This is a genomic window from Priestia megaterium, from assembly GCF_009497655.1.
GTDB lineage: Bacteria > Bacillota > Bacilli > Bacillales > Bacillaceae_H > Priestia > Priestia zanthoxyli.
The window spans coordinates 4529506-4547127 of record NZ_CP023317.1 but is presented as its reverse complement, the minus strand read 5'-3'; the positions used below and the strand labels follow the sequence as shown (position 1 = coordinate 4547127).

At 38.6% G+C, this 17622-nt stretch carries 16 protein-coding genes; 13 read left to right on the top strand and 3 right to left on the bottom strand.

Annotation, left to right across the window (positions count from 1 at the left end; genetic code table 11):
* The first annotated feature begins 190 nt into the window (after positions 1-190).
* The 7 genes from CEQ83_RS23255 to CEQ83_RS23230 all read left to right on the top strand — a co-directional run bounded on the left by CEQ83_RS23255 (position 191) and on the right by CEQ83_RS23230 (position 7046).
* Positions 191-1399 (top strand): argininosuccinate synthase, encoded by a 1209-nt coding sequence (locus tag CEQ83_RS23255; RefSeq protein ID WP_028411793.1) that lies wholly within the window; start codon positions 191-193, stop codon positions 1397-1399.
* On the top strand, positions 1396-2784 hold the full coding sequence (argH, locus tag CEQ83_RS23250) for an argininosuccinate lyase (protein ID WP_014458026.1): 1389 nt from the start codon (positions 1396-1398) through the stop codon (positions 2782-2784). The genes CEQ83_RS23255 and argH overlap by 4 nt, the downstream gene beginning before the upstream one ends.
* 164 nt (positions 2785-2948) lie before the next feature.
* The gene (locus CEQ83_RS27285) at positions 2949-3116 is read left to right on the top strand and encodes a hypothetical protein (protein WP_165573745.1); all 168 of its coding nucleotides are present in this window, start codon (positions 2949-2951) and stop codon (positions 3114-3116) included.
* A 150-nt stretch (positions 3117-3266) separates the two neighbouring features.
* Entirely contained in the window at positions 3267-4388 is a 1122-nt protein-coding gene (gene ald / locus CEQ83_RS23245) for an alanine dehydrogenase (protein WP_014458028.1), read from the top strand.
* Between the two features lie 113 nt (positions 4389-4501).
* Positions 4502-5179: a metal-dependent hydrolase gene (locus CEQ83_RS23240; protein ID WP_028411792.1), complete on the top strand. Its 678-nt coding sequence runs from the start codon at positions 4502-4504 to the stop codon at positions 5177-5179.
* 232 nt (positions 5180-5411) lie between these two features.
* Positions 5412-5648, top strand: coding sequence for a hypothetical protein (locus tag CEQ83_RS23235; protein WP_098112323.1), 237 nt, complete (start codon positions 5412-5414; stop codon positions 5646-5648).
* A gap of 81 nt (positions 5649-5729) precedes the next feature.
* The gene (locus CEQ83_RS23230) at positions 5730-7046 is read left to right on the top strand and encodes a CBS domain-containing protein (RefSeq protein WP_028411790.1); all 1317 of its coding nucleotides are present in this window, start codon (positions 5730-5732) and stop codon (positions 7044-7046) included.
* A 271-nt stretch (positions 7047-7317) separates the two neighbouring features.
* Here the strand turns inward: CEQ83_RS23230 and CEQ83_RS23225 are convergent, their stop codons facing one another.
* Entirely contained in the window at positions 7318-7614 is a 297-nt protein-coding gene (locus CEQ83_RS23225; RefSeq protein ID WP_028411789.1) for a YtpI family protein, read from the bottom strand.
* A 251-nt stretch (positions 7615-7865) separates the two neighbouring features.
* On the opposite strand from CEQ83_RS23225, the gene CEQ83_RS23220 reads away from it, so the two are divergent.
* A complete protein-coding gene (locus tag CEQ83_RS23220) occupies positions 7866-8804 on the top strand; it encodes a DHH family phosphoesterase (RefSeq protein WP_028411788.1) in 939 nt (312 codons plus the stop codon).
* Positions 8805-8842: 38 nt separating this feature from the next.
* On the opposite strand, the gene ytrI is transcribed toward CEQ83_RS23220, so the two are convergent.
* Positions 8843-9361 carry a sporulation membrane protein YtrI gene (gene ytrI / locus CEQ83_RS23215; protein WP_014458035.1) on the bottom strand — a complete coding sequence of 173 codons (519 nt, stop codon included), beginning with the start codon at positions 9359-9361 and terminating at the stop codon, positions 8843-8845.
* Entirely contained in the window at positions 9358-9693 is a 336-nt protein-coding gene (locus CEQ83_RS23210) for a sporulation membrane protein YtrH (protein WP_013059455.1), read from the bottom strand. The genes ytrI and CEQ83_RS23210 overlap by 4 nt, the downstream gene beginning before the upstream one ends.
* A 141-nt stretch (positions 9694-9834) precedes the next feature.
* Here CEQ83_RS23210 and dnaE point away from each other — a divergent pair, with 141 nt between their 5' ends.
* The 5 genes from dnaE (at position 9835) to accA (ending at position 17377) form a co-directional block, all read left to right on the top strand.
* Positions 9835-13185 carry a DNA polymerase III subunit alpha gene (gene dnaE / locus CEQ83_RS23205; protein ID WP_033579615.1) on the top strand — a complete coding sequence of 1117 codons (3351 nt, stop codon included), beginning with the start codon at positions 9835-9837 and terminating at the stop codon, positions 13183-13185.
* Between the two features lie 201 nt (positions 13186-13386).
* Positions 13387-14616 carry an NADP-dependent malic enzyme gene (locus CEQ83_RS23200; RefSeq protein ID WP_028411786.1) on the top strand — a complete coding sequence of 410 codons (1230 nt, stop codon included), beginning with the start codon at positions 13387-13389 and terminating at the stop codon, positions 14614-14616.
* A 79-nt stretch (positions 14617-14695) separates the two neighbouring features.
* The gene (locus CEQ83_RS23195) at positions 14696-15298 is read left to right on the top strand and encodes a FadR/GntR family transcriptional regulator (protein WP_028411785.1); all 603 of its coding nucleotides are present in this window, start codon (positions 14696-14698) and stop codon (positions 15296-15298) included.
* A 226-nt stretch (positions 15299-15524) separates the two neighbouring features.
* Positions 15525-16406, top strand: coding sequence for an acetyl-CoA carboxylase, carboxyltransferase subunit beta (gene accD / locus CEQ83_RS23190; RefSeq protein ID WP_028411784.1), 882 nt, complete (start codon positions 15525-15527; stop codon positions 16404-16406).
* Positions 16400-17377, top strand: a complete 978-nt coding sequence (accA, locus tag CEQ83_RS23185) for an acetyl-CoA carboxylase carboxyl transferase subunit alpha (RefSeq protein WP_047749772.1) — start codon at positions 16400-16402, stop codon at positions 17375-17377. The genes accD and accA overlap by 7 nt, the downstream gene beginning before the upstream one ends.
* Positions 17378-17622: the final 245 nt, after the last annotated feature.

The following is a 17622-nucleotide window of genomic DNA, read 5'->3' as shown; positions in this document are numbered from 1 at the left end:
ATTCACGTCTATTTTTACAGTATTTTAAAAGCTTTTATCCTATTAAATTAAAAAAAACGTGAATTTATATACTTTTTTTTGAATAACTATTGAAAATAGATTAAAAAGTTGTTAAAGTAATAGTAGATTAAATGAATAAAAATTAAAACGGTTGTATTAATATATATATAATTTGTAGGAGGAATAGATAATGAGTAATCCAAAAGTTGTTTTAGCATATTCTGGAGGTTTAGATACATCAGTTGCAATTAAATGGTTACAGGAAAAAGGGTACGATGTGGTAGCTTGCTGTTTAGATGTAGGCGAAGGAAAAGATTTAAAGTTCGTTAAAGAAAAAGCCTTAACAGTTGGAGCGGTATCATCATATGTGATTGATGCAAAAGAAGAATATGCCAATACATTTGCGTTAGCAGCACTTCAAGCACACACATTATATGAAGGAAAATATCCATTGGTATCTGCACTATCTAGACCGCTAATCGCTAAAAAGCTTGTAGAAGTAGCAGAACAAGAAAATGCAGTAGCTGTCGCACATGGATGTACGGGAAAAGGAAATGACCAAGTGCGTTTCGAAGTATCAATTAAAGCATTAAATCCACACTTAGAAGTTTTAGCTCCTGTTCGTGACTGGAAATGGTCTCGTGAAGAAGAAATCGAGTATGCAAAAGAAAAGAATATTCCAATTCCAATTAATTTAGACAGCCCGTTTTCAATTGACCAAAACTTATGGGGAAGAAGTAACGAGTGCGGCGTTCTTGAAGATCCTTGGGCAGCTCCGCCTGAAGAAGCATATGACCTAACGGCTTCTCTTGAAAACACTCCGAACACAGCGGATGTAGTAGAAATTGAATTCGTTGAAGGTGTTCCAGTATCATTAAACGGTCAATCTTACACGCTAGCTCAGTTAATTCTAGAATTGAATGAAATTGCAGGTAAGCATGGAGTTGGACGTATTGATCATGTAGAAAACCGTCTTGTGGGAATTAAATCACGTGAAGTATATGAGTGTCCAGCTGCTATGACATTAATTAAAGCACACAAAGAGCTGGAAGATTTAACATTAGTGAAAGAAGTAGCGCACTTCAAACCAGTGATTGAGAAAAAATTAACAGAAGTTATCTATGAAGGTTTATGGTTCTCTCCATTAACAAATTCACTGCTTGCATTCTTAAAGGATACGCAGCAATATGTGAACGGAACAGTGAGAGTAAAACTATTTAAAGGGCATGCTATCGTAGAGGGACGTAAATCTCCTAATTCTTTATACAATGAAAAACTTGCAACATATACAAAAGAAGATGAATTTGATCACAATGCAGCAGTTGGTTTTATCTCATTATGGGGTCTTCCAACACAAGTGAGCAGCATGGTAAATCAAAAGAAGGTGACAACGGTATGACCAAACTTTGGGGAGGGCGTTTTACGAAACGCCCTGAACAATGGATTGACGAGTTCGGTGCGTCCATTTCATTTGATCAGCATCTTGTAGAAGAAGATATTGAAGGCAGTTTAGCACATGTAACAATGCTTGAGAAATGCAGCATTCTTTCTGGAGATGAAGCGTCACAAATTAAAAAAGGCCTTCAAACACTGCTTGAAAAAGCTAAGAAGAAAGAACTAACATTTTCTGCTCAATATGAAGATATTCATTTGAATTTAGAAAAGCTATTAATTGATGAAATTGGTCCGGTTGGAGGTAAGCTTCATACGGGTCGAAGCCGTAATGATCAAGTTGCTACAGATATGCACTTATATTTAAAAAAGCATGTTCAACAAATTGTAGGACTGATCGAAAATCTAGAAGATGTGCTGCTTACAAAAGCAGATCAACATGTCGAAACTATTTTTCCAGGCTACACACATTTACAGCGCGCGCAGCCGGTTTCTTTTGCTCATCATCTAATGGCTTATGTTTCAATGTTTAAGCGTGATGCTGAGCGTTATGCGGAATCACTAAAGCGTATTGATTTATCTCCTTTAGGAGCAGGAGCTTTAGCTGGTACGACATTTCCAATTGATCGTCATTACAGCGCGGAGCTTCTAGGCTTTAATGGAATTTATCAAAACAGTATGGATGCTGTCAGCGACCGTGACTTTATTTTAGAGTTTTTAAGCAACAGTTCTATTTTAATGATGCATTTATCTCGTTTTTGTGAAGAGTTAATTTTATGGTCTAGTCAAGAGTTTCAATTTATTGAAATGGACGATACGTACGCAACGGGCAGCAGTATTATGCCTCAAAAGAAAAATCCTGATATGGCGGAGTTAATTCGTGGTAAAACAGGACGAGTATATGGTCACTTATTTAGCTTATTGACTGTGTTAAAAGGCACGCCTTTAACATACAACAAAGACTTACAAGAAGATAAAGAAGGCATGTTCGATACGGTTACAACGATTGAAGGCTGCTTAACGATCTTTGCTGGCATGATTGAAACAATGACAGTAAAAACAAATGTTATGGAAAAAGCTACGAAACAAGATTTTTCAAATGCAACGGAGTTAGCTGACTATCTTGCTGCAAAAGGTATGCCGTTTCGTGAAGCACATGAAGTGGTTGGGAAACTGGTTCTCGTTTGTATTCAGAAAAATATCTACCTAATGGATTTGCCGCTCGAGCAATATAAAGAAGCGTCAGATTTATTCGAGGAAGACATCTACCATGTATTAAGTCCAAAAACAGCTGTTAATCGTCGCAACAGCGCGGGAGGAACAGGGTTTGAACAAGTGAAAAAAGCAATTCAGCTAGCTAAAGATGAATTGCATGAAAAAGCTTCAATATAAAACAGTTCTCAAAACGTCCGCAGAAAATTCTGCGGGCGTTTTTTGATGTGAGATAAATGGTATAACTAGAGCAATTAAGAAGAAAATAGAAAAGATCATGTAAGGGATTATGAAATAAAGTTCACATTCGTAAAGAAAATAGAGTGAAAAAGGAGAAGTGACATATGAAAGACAAAAAACATCCGCAGCATGTATATGAATATGATTTTGAAGGAGAAAAAGAGACATCAAGACAGCTAATGGATTCTTATTCAAGCGGCGTTATTGGCGATGCTATGGCTTCTGTAGTTGAAAATCCAGAAGCAAAGAGCGATAACGAACTATATGAATAACTACATGCATATACTGTATATAAACTAAGAAAAGCAGGATTATGCTGAGCTCTATCGAAAGGTAACGTCATAGTAAATCCGGTTTTCTAAAGGATTTGGTGTGGCGTTCTTTTTTCAGTTAATCACTGATATAAGAAAAGAGGGATAAAGGTGAAAATTGGAGTGCCGAAAGAAGTAAAAAACAATGAAAATCGCGTGGCTATTACTCCAGCTGGTGTTACAGCTTTAGTTAACGGTGGGCATGATGTATATATTGAAACACAGGCAGGAGAAGGCTCTGGATTCCATGATGAAGATTACACAAATGCAGGAGCTTCTATTGTAAATACTGCAAAAGAAGCATGGGATGCTGAAATGGTTATGAAAGTAAAAGAACCGATTTCAGAAGAATACGGATATTTTCGCGAAGGACTTATTTTGTTTACGTATTTACATTTGGCAGCTGAAGAAGCGTTAACGAAAGCATTGATTGATAAAAAGGTGGTAGGCATCGCTTATGAAACTGTACAGCTTCCAAACAAAAGCTTGCCTCTGTTAACTCCGATGAGCGAAGTTGCAGGAAGAATGTCTTCTCAGATTGGAGCTCAATTTTTGGAGAAAACCAAAGGTGGCAAAGGGATTTTATTAAGTGGAGTTCCAGGCGTGCAAAGAGGAAAAGTAACGATTATTGGAGGAGGAGTAGCAGGAACCAATGCTGCTAAAATCGCGGTCGGATTAGGGGCTGATGTTACAATAATTGATTTAAACGCTGATCGCCTTCGCCAGCTTGATGATTTATTTGGTAAAGAAGTGACGACATTAATGTCAAATCACTACAATATCGCACAATCTGTAAAAGAGTCAGATTTAGTGATAGGCGCGGTTCTCATACCCGGAGCTAAAGCGCCAAAGCTTGTCACCGAGGAAATGGTTCAAACAATGTCAAAAGGGTCCGTTGTAGTTGATATTGCTATTGATCAAGGGGGAATTTTTGAAACAACTGATCGCATTACCACTCACGATAACCCGACTTATTCGAAGCATGAAGTCTTGCATTATGCTGTTGCTAATATGCCAGGAGCTGTTCCCCGCACGTCGACCTTAGCGCTGACCAACGTAACGGTGCCTTATGCTTTGCAAATAGCAAATCAGGGGTATAAAAAAGCGTGCTTAAAAAACCCTTCTCTTCTTCAAGGCATCAACACCCTAAATGGGTTTGTCACTTACGCGGCTGTGGCAGATGCACACGGTCTAACTTACGCTGATGCAACAACTTTATTAGAGCAAGCATAATAAGGCATGTTTTTGCGCAGTTTGTGATATGATAGCCGCGTATTCACTTGTTTTGTAACCAAAACAGACGGGTAGAATATAGAAAAGGTTAGTGTAAAAGGAGAGAATATATGATGCACGTTTCTTATCATGGACATTCTGTTGTTAAAATTGAAACAAAAGGAAAAACAATTTTAATTGACCCGTTTATCACTGGAAATGAATTAACAGATTTAAATGCTGAAGATGTAAAAGCAGATGTGATTTTACTGACTCATGGCCATAATGATCATGTAGGCGACACGGTGGAAATTGCTAAGCGCAGCGGTGCACTTGTTGTGGCAGTAGCAGAATTAGCTACATATCTTAGCTGGCAAGGCTTAAACGTACATCCAATGAGCATAGGTGGAGCCTATACATTTGATTTTGGTACGGTGAAATTGACCCAAGCTTTCCACGGTTCAAGTTATACAGAAAATAATGAGAAAATTATTTATACAGGAATGCCAGCTGGCTTGCTTTTAACGATTGAAGGAAAGACAATTTATCATGCTGGAGATACGGCTTTATTTTCTGATTTAAAGTTAATTGGTCGCCATGAGCCTGACGTAGCATTTCTTCCAATTGGAGATAACTTTACAATGGGACCTGAAGATGCGGCTATCGCAGCGGAATGGGTGCAGGCAAAGCTTGTTGTGCCAATTCACTACAATACATTTCCTGTAATTAAGCAAGATCCTCATCAATTTGTTGAGTCTTTATCCGGTATTGAAGGAAAAGTATTAAAAGTCGGAGAAGGATTGGAACTTTAATCATAAATAGAGGATGGGACAAAACGATTTCAGTTAAAGTTAAAAAAGAACGAGTAATCGATAATATCGATCACTCGTTCTTTTTTTATTGTTAAGGTGAACGTAGGTTTCACATTTGTTCATCTTTAGATTGAATCGATGCAGTTATGTCTTAATCTCTTTTTATTTGCAAAGAAACGTTCTGCTTTTTTTACTTTCCCGCATACGATAGTAATAATAAGGAGGGAGAGTTATGGAAAAAAATCGAGTTATTTTATCGCTTTTACTATGCGGAGTGATGCTTTACTATGCAATGCCGCACTTAGTGTTAACAACTTCGAATTTGCAAGGGATTTTTAGTATAAGCTGGCTTACCTTTGCTCTTTTTGTAGCCGGAGGCAATTTGTCATCACTACTTTATGCACCGCGCCGTAAAAAGACAGGTATTCAAAAAAATAGTGCGAGAAAGCCTTTGCGTCAAAGAGGTTAGATTGAATCCATTTCACTTCCCCCGTATAATAAAAGAAAAGACATATGAAACGTAAAAACGTTTTAGAAGGGTGAAGTACACGTGGCGACAAAACATGAGCAAATTTTACAGTATATCGATTCGCTTCCAATTGGTGAAAAAATTTCAGTGCGCCAAATTGCCAAAGAACTGACTGTCAGTGAAGGCACGGCGTACCGAGCAATAAAAGATGCGGAAAATAAAGGATATGTTTCAACGATTGAACGAGTAGGGACTATTCGAATTGAACGAAAGAAGAAAGAAAACATTGAAAAGCTCACGTTTGCCGAAGTAGTAAACATTGTAGATGGACAAGTGCTGGGCGGACGTGAAGGTTTGCATAAAACGTTAAATAAGTTTGTTATTGGAGCGATGAAGCTTGATGCTATGATGAGGTATACCGAGGCCGGAAACCTTCTTATCGTAGGGAATCGAGTAAACGCTCATGAATTAGCCCTTGAAGCAGGCGCAGCCGTTTTAATTACGGGCGGCTTTGATACGGAAGAATGGGTTAAGAAGCTTGCGGATGATCTTAAGCTTCCTATTATTTCAACGAGCTATGATACATTTACAGTTGCAACGATGATTAATCGGGCTATCTATGATCAGTTGATAAAAAAAGAAATTGTGCTTGTAGAGGATATTTTAACACCCGTCTCTGAAGCGGTTAGCTTGCAGTTAACCGATACGATTGAAAAATGGCACGAATGTAACGATCAAACGCACCACAGTCGTTTTCCTGTAGTAGATCAGCATATGAAAGTTCATGGAATGGTTACCTCAAAAGATGTTATTGGATATGATCTTTCCACTTCGATTGAAAAAGTGATGACGAAAAATCCGATGACCGTTCACGGGAAAACATCGGTCGCTTCTTCCGCTCATATGATGGTATGGGAAGGGATTGAAGTGCTGCCTGTAGTGGACGATTACCACCGACTAGAAGGCATTATCAGCCGTCAAGATGTCTTAAAAGCGCTGCAAATGATTCAGCGTCAACCACAGGTAGGAGAAACCATTGATGACATTGTAACGAATCAATTTATGGACGTACAAGAGACAAAGGAAGCACCTGTCTATCGCTGTGAAGTAACGCCACAAATGACAAATTATATGGGAACTATTTCATACGGAGTTTTTACTACTATTGTGACGGAAGCTGCTAATCGTGTTCTGCGCTTATATAAAAAAGGTGATTTGGTTATTGAAAACATTACCGTTTATTTTATTAAACCGGTTCAAATTGAAAGTGTAATTGAAATTCGCCCTAAGCTATTAGAACTGGGTCGGAAGTTTGCTAAATTAGATGTAGAAGTCTACAACGCCGGAGTTGTAGTAGGAAAAGCGATGATGATGGCTCAGTTATTGGACAGAGTATAAAAAAAGAAGCTGGGACAAAAGTATGTTAGACGAAGTGAAAAACGAACCATTTATCAACCATGTTGATGAGTGGTTCGTTTTTTTTTGTTAGGGTAAACGTAGGTTTCACCTGTTTAGATTCTTCTAGCCGTTGATTGGAGGGCAAGACGAAGACTCCAGCGGAAAGCGAAGTCTTGCACGGAAATCAACGGCGGTGTCTCAAGCGGTTCAGCTCATGTCTCCCATTTGTTCGTCTTTAGATTGGATTCCTCTCGTTATGCCTCAGCCTTTTTTACATTTGATCTGCTTCTTTTATTGCATAAGGCTGATAGTACTTATAAGCTTTGACACCTGCTATTATGCTACCTGAACCGAATAATACAAATAATATGCCGATGATAAGCGAAAGGTTTGTTTCGTAAATAAACCATTGATTAATCCCAAAAAATAATACAAAAGAGCCAAGACAAATACTCGACTTAGCGGAAATCCACTTTCGTTCCATTGGGCGTTTTGAACGTACGTATTTTACTTTTAAATACATGTAGAAAACAAAGGACACAACGATTAAAATCATAAAAAATGGCACAGACGCCCCTCCAGTCCGGTGTATTTCTATCCGTAATGTTTCTAGATGCTAGTAATGCGTAGTGTTGAAAGTGTTTACAGTAGTATCTATTATTTTACAGGTCAATAACAGAAAATTCTACTATTGATTGATTCTTCTTTTAAAAAGGAGAAGAGATATGATTTAATAAAGATTATGGATACAGCGCTGTGGAAATATAAGTGCATGTGGTACGTACATAAAACAAGAACAGTATTGACAGGAGAGAGAAAATGAAAGCACAAATATTAGAAGCTATTAAGCAGTTTGACACCATCATTATTCACAGGCACATTCGTCCAGATCCAGATGCATACGGATCTCAGTGCGGATTAGCGGAATTGTTAAAAACATCTTTTCCGGAGAAGAAGGTATACGTAACGGGAGAAGAAGCGGAGTCGTTAAAATTTTTATACCGTATGGATGATATCGCCGATGACACCTATGAAGATGCGCTTGTCATCGTTTGTGATACGGCGAATGAAGCGCGTGTATCAGATCAGCGCTACGCAAGTGGAAAAATGATCATTAAAATCGATCACCATCCGAATCAAACTCCTTACGGTGATTTACTTTGGGTTGAGACGTCTGCTTCTTCAACAAGTGAAATGATTTATGAATTTTACTTGGAAGGAAAAGAAAAGGGGTTAGCTCTTAATGATGAAGGGGCAAAGTTAATTTTCACTGGTATTGTCGGTGATACGGGCCGATTTTTATTTCCAAATACAAAGCCGAAAACGTTTTGCTATGCAAGTGAATTGATTCAATATGGCTTCAATTTTAAGGATGTATATGATCAGCTATACAAAACAAAAGAAAACGTCGCTCACTTACATGGATATGTGCTGCAAAACTTCACAATGTCTCCAGCGGGAGTTGCTCACATGAAAATTCCGAATGAAATTCTTCGCAAATATGATGTGACACCTGCTGATGCCTCTCAGCTAGTCGGCTCGTTAGGACACATTGATGGAGTGAAAACGTGGGTATTTTTTGTAGAAGAAGAAAATCAGATTCGGGTCCGCCTGCGTTCAAAAGAGCTTGTGATTAATACAATTGCTAGAAAATACAACGGAGGAGGCCATCCTCTTGCGTCCGGCGCTTCCATTGACTCATGGGAAGAAGTAGAGCCTTTACTACTTGATTTAGAAGAGCTCTGCAGTCAGAAGTAATCTGTAAAATAAGCCGTTGATTTTAAATCAGCGGCTTTTTATAGTACTTTTTCCATCTTTTTAATTCGAACTTCAATCGAAAGCGTTGTATAAAAATAAATTTGATGAACTTCAACTTCATAAATCGTTTTATCGAATTCGTATTTTTTGTTTTCAATTGCTTTTTTTAAGATATCCCTGCTTCGATACGCACTTTCAATATCTTGGGCAATTAAGTGCTGCGCTTCTTCGTCGACGCTTTTTTGAATATTGTATTCCACCACAGAGTTTACTTTATAACGATGGCCGTTCACTAATTTTACTTTCACATTTTGAATAATCAAATGCTGCTTCATTTCCTTGTTTAATGCTTTTACATCTTCTTGCCATGCGCTAATTTGCAAATTTGCTTTTTTTAGCTTATCATTAGCAATTCGAATCTCCTCTAGCTCTCTATCTCTTGAAACGCCGTAAATTGTTAAAAACACTCCCCAGCTGACAATTGCTCCAATGACAATACCGGCAAAAAAACGCTGCCAGTCGGAGCGCTTGAACATTCGCTCGCTGGGTACTCTCATACAAAGTGCTCCTGCGTTAACCACTTGATGATCAGAGCTCCGGTCTGAGCTCCTCCCATAGCGGATAGAATTAAAAGAATTTGTTTGAATACATCTTTTGTCGCTCCTTCAAAGAGTCCTCGCTCAAAGCTGTAAAACGTATCAAATGTTCCTCCGATGGCTCCGACAATTGCCCAGATTTTTAAGCTATTGCTGAGGGTATGCATAACGTACAGGGGAGATTTTCCAATTAAAAACCCCGCAAATGCTCCGATTAATGAACCGCCTAAAATAATACCTAATGAAGTAAAGTAACTCCAAATGAAAAGAGACATAAAAGGCTCTTTTGTCATGACGCGTCCTCCTTTACTATTTTATTGATAACTCATGCTTCCTACATATATATGGACAAACGTTCAGAGTTATGTAATTTGTCTACGCCCGCAACAAAATTTATAATGAGAATAAAGAATTAAAGAAAGGTGGGAAGTCCTGTGCCTTTTGTTCACTTACAGCTTCAAAGTTCTTATAGCTTACTAAGCAGTTCCGTTCGTATTCATGAACTTGTAGAAACAGCTAAAAAAATGAACTATGAAGCGATTGCTTTGACCGATGAAAATGTAATGTACGGAGTCATTCCTTTTTATAAAGCCTGCGTGAAAGCGGGGATTAAGCCGATTATTGGGCTTACACTATCAATTTTGGAACATGAAGAAAGCGAGCAAGCGTATCCTTTAGTTTTGCTAGCAGAAAATGATAAAGGCTATGAAAATCTATTAAAACTAAGCAGTTTAGTTCAAACAAAGGAAAAACACGGTGTAAAGAAAAAATGGCTCCAGCATTATAGCAGCGGGCTGATTGCTATTACACCTGGCGTAAGGGGAGAAGTAGAAACTCTGCTAGCAGAAAACAAGCTTCAAGATGCAAAGCGAGTGCTTCAATTCTTTAAAAAAGTATATTCTCAGTCTTTGTATATATCTATACAGCGCCACGGACAGGATGAAGCTTTGATAAATCAGCAGTTAACGGAGCTTGCTGCTGAAGAAAATGTCCCGCTCGTAGCAACGAATCAAGTGAAATATTTAAAAAAAGAAGATCGGGACGCATATGATTGCTTAGCGGCTATTCGAGACGGAGAGAAATTACATAGCGGTGAACAGGTGCAAGAAGAAAGCAGCGAGTACTATTTCAAATCACCTCATGAAATGGAAGTTCTCTTTCATGATCAGCATTTTTTAATAGAAGAAAGTATAAAAATCGCAAGACGATGCGAGCTTAAAATTTCTCTAGGCGTCATGTCTATTCCAAAATACCCTGTTCCTCCGTCCGTTACATCATCAACCTACTTACGCACTCTTTGCGAGAAAGGACTGCAAGAAAGAGTTCAAGTGATCACGGAACAATACCAGAAACGCTTAGATTATGAGCTGAACATTATTGAAAGTATGCGCTTTAGCGATTACTTCCTTATCGTGTGGGATTTTATGAATTATGCTCATGAACATGGTATTTTAACAGGTCCAGGTCGTGGCTCAGCGGCGGGCTCACTAGTTTCATACGCCTTACGAATTACAAATGTTGATCCAATTCAGCATCAGCTTCTCTTTGAGCGCTTTTTAAATCCTGAACGTATTTCGATGCCTGATATTGATATCGATTTTCCTGATAATAAACGGGATCAAGTCATTCAGTATGTGGCTCAAAAATATGGAGCGCTGCATGTAGCTCAAATTATTACATTTGGAACATTAGCGGCTAAAGCAGCCGTACGTGATGTAGGAAGAGTGATGGGATTTGATCAAGAGGCGTTAAATAAAATGTCTAAAGCGATTCCAACTAAACCAGGTACAACGTTAAAAAGCGCTCTTCGTGATTCAAGAGTTCTTCAAACTTATTTAGCAGAAAATGAAGCCAGAAAGCAATGGTATAACATTGCCATGAAGATAGAAGGACTGCCAAGGCATACTTCCACACACGCAGCAGGCGTTGTGATCAGTGAGAAGCCGCTGACGCAATCTATAGCTGTACAAGAAGGACATGATGATGTATATCTGACTCAATATCCAATGGAAGCTCTGCAAGACGTTGGGCTTTTGAAAATGGACTTTTTAGGTTTGCGTAACTTAACCATTTTAGATCACATTTTAAAGAAAATTGAGCGGGACATGAACCAAAAGCTGTCACTGTCTCGTATTCCATTTAACGATCAGAAAACTTTTGAACTGCTGAGCAAAGGAGATACGACAGGGATTTTTCAGCTAGAGTCAGATGGAATGAGAAGGGTTCTTCAGCAATTAAAACCTACAGAGCTAGAAGATATTGTAGCAGTTAACGCGCTGTATAGACCCGGTCCGATGGAAAATATTCCAACTTATATTAAGCGCAAGCACGGAGTGGAGAGCGTCATATATGACCATCCCACGCTTCAAGGCATTTTACAATCCACCCATGGCGTTATCGTGTATCAGGAGCAAATTATGCAGATTGCTTCAAAGATGGCCGGTTTTTCTCTTGGAGAAGCAGATTTATTGAGAAGAGCAGTTAGTAAAAAAGAACGATCCGTGCTTGATCGTGAACGAGCACATTTTGTTCAAGGAAGCGAGAAGAAAGGATATGACCTATCCGTTGCTAATCGGGTCTATGACCTTATTGTGCGCTTTGCTGATTATGGCTTCAACCGGAGCCATGCCGTTGCTTACAGTATGGTGGCCTATCAGTTAGCTTATTTAAAAACACATTATCCGCTACAGTTCTTTTCAGCGTTGTTAACGAGCGTTATTGGAAACGAAGGGAAAATTGCTCAATATATTAATGAACTCAAAAGAAAAAAAATACAAGTTCTCCCACCTTCTATTAACAAGAGCATGTATTCGTTTAATGTAGAAGGTGAAAGAATAAGATATAGCCTTGCAGCGATTAAACATATTGGTGCGGCAGCTATGCAGGAAATAACAGAAGAGAGAAAGAAAAAAAGATTTGAAGACTTATTTGATTTTTGTGCACGTGTTTCACCAAAAGCCGTGAATAAAAAAGCGCTTGAAGCTTTGATTTTGTCCGGAGGCTTTGATGAATTTGGAGAAAATCGAGCAACTTTATTAGCAACCATTGATGTAGCATTTGAACATGCAAGCTTGGTGCTCCCTGATGATGACTTTGGATTTGGAGCTGAATTTTCGTTAAAGCCTAAATATATGGAAAAAGAGGAACTGAAAATAGAAGATCGGCTTCAGTATGAAAAAGATATGCTAGGTTTTTATTTATCAAGCCACCCTGCTTCTCAGTATGAAGCACTGAATTCCTTTTATTCTGTTGTTTCTCTTCACGATATGAAAGAACACGCTTCAGGAAAAGCGGTCTCTCTTTTAGTATTTGTGTTGGAAATTCGCGTCATTCGCACGAAAAAAGGAGAGCAAATGGCCTTTTTGCGCATTACGGATGAAAGTGGAGAAGGAGAAGTTGTTGCGTTTCCCCGCGTATTTGAGCAGAATCGTCTGCTGTTTGAACAAGGTAAGGTTTTACTGATACATGGAAAGATAGATGAAAGAAATGGGCAGCAGCAAATTGTTTGTCAACGTGCTGAAGCTGCTAGCGAAGCGGTTCAAAAATTACCGTCAGAAGAATTGTACTTACGTATAGAAACAAAGCAAGGTACGGAAAAGCTGCTTCATACTATTTATCAGCATTTTCAGTCTCATAGAGGGAAAATCCCCGTGAAAATTTATTATGAGGCAGAACGTCAATTGGTCAAGCTTCCTGTTCACTATTCTGTTGAACGAAGCGATGAGTTGATCAAAACGTTAAAAGCAATGCTTGGAGAGAAGCACGTTGTGTTCAAGAAGATATAGTCTTTACAGATTTCATGTGATGTTATATGGTAAAATAGTTAAAAAAGTGGTCTGACCACCGTTTTTTTATAAAATATACGAATTAGATGCGTTTTTCTTGAAATGAAATGCAATTGGATTTATAACATCATATGAGTGTGGGAAAGAACATGGTTCAGGCGCAGTATTTGTTATCATTTTGTTTATTGGGAGTGAAATTCATTGTCTTTACGTGAAGAAGCATTGCATATGCACCGCATTAACAAAGGTAAACTAGAATCAAAGTCCAAAATTCCTGTTCGAAACGCAGAGGATTTAAGCCTTGCTTATTCCCCTGGTGTAGCAGAACCTTGCAAAGAAATATATGATGATGTAAACAATGTATATGAATATACGATGAAAGGAAATATGGTAGCTGTTGTATCTGATGGCACTGCCGTATTGGGCTTGGGCAATATAGGCCCTGAAGCTGCTCTGCCAGTAATGGAAGGGAAAGCTGTCCTTTTTAAAAGTTTTGCCGGCGTAGATGCATTCCCAATTTGTTTAAACACGACAGATGTGGACAAAATTATAGAAACTGTTAAATTGCTAGAACCAACTTTTGGAGGCGTTAATTTAGAAGATATTGCGGCTCCTAACTGTTTTGAAATTGAAGAGCGGTTGAAAAAGGAAACAAATATCCCGGTTTTTCATGATGATCAGCATGGGACGGCTATTGTTACGGTAGCGGGTCTTCTTAATGCCCTGAAGCTGACAGGAAGAAAAATGTCACAAATCAAAGTAGTAGCGAATGGAGCAGGAGCTGCTGGCATTGCTATTATTAAATTATTATACAGCTATGGAGTGCGCGATATTATTATGTGTGATTCCAAAGGAACGATTTATGACAAGCGTCCTCACGGCATGAACCGTATAAAAGATGAAGTTGCAGCCTATACAAATCGAAGCAAAGTAGAAGGTACGTTAGCCGATGCGTTAGAAGAAGCTGATGTATTTATTGGAGTTTCGGTTGAAGGAGCACTCACATCGGAAATGATTGGAAAGATGAATCCAGACCCAATCATTTTTGCAATGGCAAATCCAGTGCCTGAAATTATGCCAGAAGAAGCTAAAAAAGCTGGCGCGAAAGTAATCGGCACCGGACGTTCAGATTTTCCTAATCAAGTGAACAATGTCTTAGCGTTTCCGGGGATATTCCGAGGTGCACTTGATGTGCGTGCTACTCATATTAATGAAAAAATGAAAATGGCTGCAGTTGAGGCCATTGCTAATTTAATTACGGAAGAGGACTTGAATACAGACTATGTGATTCCAGGGCCATTTGATGCACGAGTGGCTCCGGCAGTAGCCGCAGCTGTTGCAAAAGCAGCTATGGAAACAGGCGTTGCCCGAATAAAAGTAAAGCCAGAAGCCGTAGCTGAAAATACACGCCGTTTAGCGATTATTGAATAAGGTTACATCAACTGTTCTTTGACAGGCATGATGCTTCAAGCATGCCTGTTAAAGTAATGTAAAGTGAGTGGTAATAAACTTGAAGAATGAACGTTCAAAAGTATATGTAGAAATTCTAAAACAAATTCGCCAGCTAATGGAAGATGATCGTTTAACTACGGGTGATAAAATCCCGTCAGAACGAGAGCTTTCTGAACGGTTAGGCGCAGGACGTTCTTCCGTTCGAGAAGCGCTCAGAGCGTTAGAGCTAATTGGATTGATTGAAACTAGAAGAGGTGAAGGTACGTTTATTAAAGAAGTGGGAGATCATCAATTTATTGATTTATTAGCTACTTTTTTAATACAAGACGGCAAAACAAAGTCAGACTTAATTCAGACGAGATATATTCTGGAAAAAAGCTGTTTGTTTTCTGTTTTAGCGGAACAGAACAAAATCAATGTTTCAAAAGTAATTCAAAAGCAGAATGACGATCGCTTAAAGAACTTGTTTGACTATTTGTTTTCTTTGCAGCCTAATCGGCTATTGCACCGAATTTGGCTGATTATTTGCCGTTTTTCTCAAACCTTTCAACAAAACTCAGCGCCAAGCGACACTCTTATAAATGAATTAGTAGAGGCGCTAGTTAAAAAAGATGAAGCAGCTGTATTAAATCTTCACCATCAGTGCTACAAACAAGTGTGAAAGAAGGAATTTGTCGAAAGAGACATGCCATCTTTCTACACAAAATCAAACCGTCATCTAGTAAAGTAAATAGCAACTAATAAAGTGAAGCGAATAATTCATCCAATTTTTTCTTATATGTCGCTTGTTTTTGCGTTTGAGACGGGCTTTCATAACGTGTAAAGTAGAAGAAGAGGAAGAAGAAAGGTTCTTATGTTAAAGAAAAGAACCAAAAGGAGGTTACACCTTGTTACGAGATTTATTTACAAAAAACACAAAAACTCCAAAAAAACGAAAATATGCTACGATTCCTTCTGAGCATATGAGACAAGATGTACCTGAAGGGATTATGACCAAGTGTAAAAAGTGTAAGAAAATCATGTATACAAAAGAGTTAAATAAAAACTTAAAAGTATGCTTAAACTGTGGATACCATCATCAAATGACAGCACCAGAGCGTATTGAAAGCTTGATTGACAGCGGTACGTTTGTTGAATACGACAAAGATATGACGTCAGAAAATCCTCTTGGATTCCCGGATTATCTTGAAAAGCTCGAAAAAGATCGTGAGAAAACTAATTTAAGTGAAGCGATTGTTACGGGTGAAGGAGATATTGAAGGAATTAAAGTAGTGGTTGCTGTTATGGATTCACATTTCCGTATGGGAAGCATGGGTTCTGTAGTAGGTGAGAAAATTACTCGCGCCATTGAAAAAGCAAAGGAAATGCATGTCCCATTCCTTATTTTTACAGCTTCAGGCGGTGCACGTATGCAAGAAGGTGTTCTGAGCTTGATGCAAATGGCTAAAACTAGCGCAGCCCTTAAAATGTTCAGTGACGAAGGCGGCTTAATCATTTCGATCATGACACATCCTACTACGGGAGGAGTGTCAGCAAGCTTTGCTTCGCTAGGCGATTATAATTTAGCCGAGCCGGGCGCGTTAATTGGCTTTGCTGGAAGACGTATTATTGAACAAACAATTAGAGAAGAGCTTCCAGAAGATTTTCAGACGTCTGAATTTCTGTTGAAGCATGGTCAATTAGATGGAGTTATTGACCGTCACGATTTAAAAGACACGTTAACAACTATTTTAGATATACACGTAGCAGGAGGTGACATCGAGTGGTAAGTGAATTAGAGTTTGAACGTCCAATTGTTGAGTTACGCGACAAGATTGCAGAACTGAAAGAGTTTGCTAAAAATACAGAAGTGGATTTATCTAGCGAAATTGATAAGTTGGAAAAGCGCTTAGAAAAAGTAGAAAACGATATTTACAATCATCTAAGCCCGTGGAACCGTGTTCAAATTGCTCGTCATCCTGAGCGTCCTACAACACTCGATTATATTACTCGCTTGTTTACAAACTTTTTAGAGTGTCATGGCGATCGCTTTTATGGAGATGATGAAGCAATCGTAGGAGGAATTGCCAAGTTTAATGGCGTGCCTGTTACCGTGATTGGACATCAAAGAGGTAAAGATACGAAAGAAAATATTCGTCGTAATTTTGGTATGCCTCATCCTGAAGGCTACCGTAAAGCACTGCGTCTAATGAAGCAAGCGGAGAAATTTAACCGCCCAATTATTTGCTTTATTGATACAAAAGGAGCTTATCCAGGAAAAGCGGCAGAAGAACGCGGACAAAGCGAAGCTATTGCGAAAAATCTTTTCGAAATGGCTGGCTTAACTGTACCTGTTATTTGTATTGTCATTGGAGAAGGAGGAAGCGGAGGAGCCTTGGCATTAGGTTTAGGAAATCACCTTCATATGCTTGAGAACTCGACGTATTCAGTTATTTCTCCAGAAGGAGCGGCTGCCATTCTTTGGAAAGATTCTTCTCTTGCTAAAAAAGCTGCTGAAACGATGAAGATTACAGCACCGGATTTGAAAGAACTGGGTATTGTAGATGAAATGGTTTCAGAGGTAAAAGGCGGAGCTCATCGAGATATCGATGCACAAGCTGGATACATGGAAAGCATTATTAAGAAGTCATTAAAAGAACTGATGAATTTATCAAAAGAAGAGCTAGTGGAGGAGCGTTATTTAAAATACAAAAAAATCGGACAATTTGCAGCTGAAAACGATGCCATTACTATAAAATAAAGAAACGTGCACTCTTGAAAAATAAGGGTGCGCGTTTTTGTGCGGTTTGTATAGCCCTTCTCTATTGTGTTTACAAGTTCTTCGTGGTATTTTATAGACAGCAAAAACCTTTAAGTAAAAGTAGAAAAAGAGTGTTTTTAAAAAAATTCCTATGGTTATTAGCAGCTGTGCGAGCGTTTGTCTTTTCTCTAAAACGTGAGATATATAAGACAAATCAGGCAGCAAGTATTGCTGTATGAATTGCA